Annotated in this window: 2 protein-coding genes; one reads left to right on the plus strand and one right to left on the minus strand. The window is 36.5% G+C overall.

The genetic code is table 11. The annotated features are described in order from the left end of the window. Nucleotides 1-3,696, plus strand: a 3,696-nt coding sequence (locus tag CXF54_RS12830) for a T9SS type B sorting domain-containing protein (RefSeq protein ID WP_157823452.1), incomplete at its 5' end; no start/stop codon positions are given. Nucleotides 3,697-3,790: 94 nt separating this feature from the next. On the opposite strand, the gene CXF54_RS12835 is transcribed toward CXF54_RS12830, so the two are convergent. Beyond that, nucleotides 3,791-3,927: dodecin family protein (locus CXF54_RS12835; RefSeq protein ID WP_101203857.1), on the minus strand; the 137-nt coding region annotated here is incomplete at its 5' end.

Here is a 3,927-nt window from a genome sequence, read left to right on the forward strand (position 1 = left end):
GATAATATTAGTAACCCACAAATTGTATTTGTAAGAGTTATGGATGTTAATACAACATGTTTTACAACAACAACATTACAGTTAGAAGTAGAGCAAGCGCCAGTAACATTTGACCCTACAGATTTAACATTCTGTGATCCAGATAGTGATGGTTATGGTGTTTTTATGCTAACAGATGCTGAAGCAGAAATTACAGCAGGCGCACCAGGATTAACAGTAACATATCATGAAACATCTAGTGATGCATTACTTAATGTTAACCCGGTAACAAGTCCATATAATAATATTTCAGAGAACACTCAGACCATTTATGTTCGTGTGGAAAGTGCAACTATTGCCACGTCTTGTGCTAGTTTTGAAGAGTTGGTATTAATTGTTAATCCTACACCACAAATTACGGACCCAAGTCCATTAGAAGTTTGTGATACGGATGCAGATGGTTTAGCGCAATTTGATTTAGAATTAAATAATCCGGAAATACTTAATCAATTAGATGCCGATGCCACTAACGATTTAGCAGCAACAGATTATAGCATTACCTATTATGCGACTGCAGCAGACGCAGCCGTACCTCAAAATGCCATCGCAACACCAAACGCTTATACTAATACGACACCCAATATGGATACTGTTTGGGTCGTAATAGCGGACAATGCCAACGGATGTTCTACAATAACAACAATGGACTTAATAGTAAATCCATTACCAGTATTATTGCAAGCATCACCATTAGTTTTATGTAATGATAACGATTTACCAGGTGAAGTACCAGCGTTAGCGCAGGAAGAGTTTACCTTAGAAGATGCTAATGCAGAAATCTTAAATGGTCAAACAGGAATTACATTAACGTATTACTTCACACAAGCAGGTGCCGACAATGCAACCGCTTCAGATCAAATCTTTAGTCCTTATACTAATGTCGCTAATGCACAATCTGTATTTGTAAGAGCAGAAAATGATATTACCGGTTGTGTTAGTACAATAACCTTTAGATTAGACGTTAACCCAACACCATCACCAGAAGCTAATCCAACAGCTTTATTGGAATGTGATATTGATAACGATGGTTTTGCAAGTTTTGATTTGGATAGCCAAACGTCAAGTATATTAAATGGAGAACCAGACGTAAGTATTAGCTACCACGAAACAGAAGCAGACGCTATTAGTGCTATCAACCCATTAATTAGTCCATACACAAATATTGTAGCGACTAACCAAATGGTATATGTACGTGCAGAAAATGATATTACAGGCTGTTTTACAATAGTTGTTTTACCATTAGAAGTACAATTATCTCCTGTAGTACCAGTAACACTAGACGATTATGTTGTGTGTGATGATAATAATGATGGTTTTAATCAATTTGATTTTGATACGGTAATGACACCACAAATCTTAGGCACACAAAACCCTGCAGATTTTACATTAACCTATCATACTACAGCATTAAACGCAGCAAGTGGAAACAGTCCAATAGTAAACACCGGTAACTATACCAATACAACTAGTGGACAACAAACCATCTATGTCAGATTGGTAAGTAATGCCAATGGTTGTGTCACAACAGGGCAATTCGAAATAATAGTGGATTTCCCACCAGTATTAGTACAACCAACACCATTAGCTATTTGTGACGAATTAGATGTTAATTATTATGAAAATAATGATGACATGGCCACATTTGATTTAACACTTAAAGATGATGAAATCACAGCAGGAAACGTAAGTTGGACAGTTGCTTATTACGAAACACAAGCAGATGCACAAGCAGATGTAAACGTAATTGCAGACCCAACATTATATACCAACATGATGGTGGGAACTAATCCTGCAAACCCTCAAACGGTTTATGTTAGAGTTACCGATTCTAATACGGGATGTTTCTCATTTACAACATTAACCATCCGTGTGTTACCAAATCCAACACCATTGGAAAATCCAAATGATATTATATTGTGTGATGATTTAGATGTGGTAGGACCAAATGATTTAATAGAGCTTTTTGATTTAACACAAGACGCAGCTGTAATTTTAAACGGAGAAGGAAGTAATCCAAGTGATCCAAGACATTTAAGTTACTACACAGATTTAGATGAGGCATTAATGGGAACAACACCAATAGTTGATCCAACAATGCATAGCAATGAAGATCCTACAAATCCAGGAATCGCTATAACACCACAAACTATTTATGTGCGTGTGACTAACGGAACCGATGAGACAGGAACAGGAGGAACAGGATGTTATACAATTGTTAGTTTTGATATCATAGTTAATCCATTACCAGAAGTTAGCCCAATTGAAGATTATATTTATTGCGAGTTATTTAATGATGGGGCTTATGCTTTTGATTTAGAAACTAAAATAGACGAAATCTTAGGGACGCAAAGTGCTACAGATTTTACAGTAACATTTTTCGCAGCCGATGGGACTAGCATTGCAACACCATCAAACTACACCAATGCCACTAACCCAGAGGTAATTTCGGTAGATATTACCAATAACCTAACTGGTTGTGATGTACGAACAAGTTTTACAATCGAAGTACAAGAAGCAGCACAAGCCAATCCTGATATGACTCCAATTTTATATGAGTTGTGTGATGATACTATGGAAACAGATGGCGATACTACAAACGACAGTATGCCATTTGATTTAACAACATTAAATCCTGATGTATTAGATGGTCAAGATCCAGCAAACTATATTGTAAGCTACTATGCTAGTCAAGCAGATGCAGATGCAGGTGTATCACCATTACCAATGTTATATGAAAACACGATTAACCCACAAGTGGTTTATGTGCGTGTAGATAACGATACTATGGCAGATGATGGTTCTGGAACAGGTGCTATGGTAGATACTTCAGTGTGTTACGAAACAGCAGAAGTAACATTACAAGTAAACCCATTACCAGAAGTTGAGTTAGAGGCTAGTTACATATTATGTATCAACACTAACGGAACAGAAGTAGTAAGTGCGCCAATAATAGACACAGGATTAAACACAACCGATTATAGCTTTGAGTGGTTATTAGAAACTACTACAATCCCAGGAGAAACAGGAAGTAGTTTAGAGCCAACACAAGGCGGTAACTATACTGTAATTGTTACGGACATAAGCTCAAGTAGTACAACGATGTGCGAAACAATAGCAACAACTATAGTTGAAGAAAGCGAACCACCAACACTAGAGGCCGAAGTCTTAACAGAAGCCTTTGCTGAAGTACACAATATTTTAGTGACAGCAACAGGAAGTGGTGTTTCAGCATTCGAATTTAGTATTGACGATGGTCCATGGGAAGTTAACGTGCCAAACGATGGTACATACACCTTTACAGATGTAGGCGCAGGAGATCACGTGGTAACCGTAAGAGATATTAATGGATGTGGAGAAACAAGTTTACCGGTATCAATAATGGATTACCCACATTTCTTCACACCAAATGATGATGGCTTTAATGACACATGGAATATCTACGGTATCGGAGATCAACCAGATGCAGTGATTTATATCTTTGACAGATACGGTAAGTTATTAAAACAACTAAGCCCAACAGGATTAGGATGGGATGGAACCTATAATGGTAACCCAATGCCAACCAGTGACTATTGGTTTACTGTAGATTATAGAGAACCAAATGATCCAGATAATACTAAAAAACAATTTAAGGCACACTTTACCTTAAAGCGATAAGTATTATCGAAACAACATACTATTAACAAAAAAAGCCTGAACAAATAAATGTTCAGGCTTTTTTTTATACTTATTATAAGTTTAAAGAAACGTATTAGTTTACTTCAAAAGTGATTTTTAAATTAACTCTAAAGTCAACAACTTCGCCATCTTTAACACTAGCACTTTGATCTTGTACATATACAGATCTAATGTTTTTAACGCTTTTAGAAGCATGCTTTACTGCTTTTT

It is taken from the genome of Olleya sp. 1-3, assembly GCF_002836085.1.
Taxonomy (GTDB): domain Bacteria; phylum Bacteroidota; class Bacteroidia; order Flavobacteriales; family Flavobacteriaceae; genus Olleya; species Olleya namhaensis.